The 287-nt window shown below is 57.5% G+C and carries 1 rRNA gene (running past one end of the window); it reads right to left on the bottom strand.

Features of this window, described 5'->3' with window-relative positions:
• Positions 1 to 287 (bottom strand): 16S ribosomal RNA (locus tag BP737_RS07420) (its annotated part continues 622 nt past the right edge of the window); the annotation flags it as partial.

The raw sequence follows: 287 nt of genomic DNA, 5'->3' as shown, positions 1-287 counted from the left end.
CTACCCGGGTATCTAATCCGGTTTGCTCCCCCAGCTTTCGTCCCTCACTGTCGAAGCCGTTCTGGTGAGGCGCCTTCGCCACAGGTGGTCCCTCGAGGATTACAGGATTTCACTCCTACCCCCGAAGTACCCCTCACCTCTCCCGGTTCCAAGATTGCCAGTATCCCTTAGACGCCTGACGGTTAAGCCGCCAGATTTCCCAAGAGACTTAACAACCCAGCTACGAACGCTTTAAGCCCAATAAAAGTGGCCACCACTCGAGCCGCCGGTATTACCGCGGCGGCTGG

It is taken from the genome of Methanoculleus sp. UBA291 (assembly GCF_002499755.1).
Classification (GTDB): domain Archaea; phylum Halobacteriota; class Methanomicrobia; order Methanomicrobiales; family Methanoculleaceae; genus Methanoculleus; species Methanoculleus palmolei.
The sequence above is the reverse complement of the archived record's forward strand: the minus strand, read 5'-3'. Positions and strand labels throughout refer to the sequence as shown.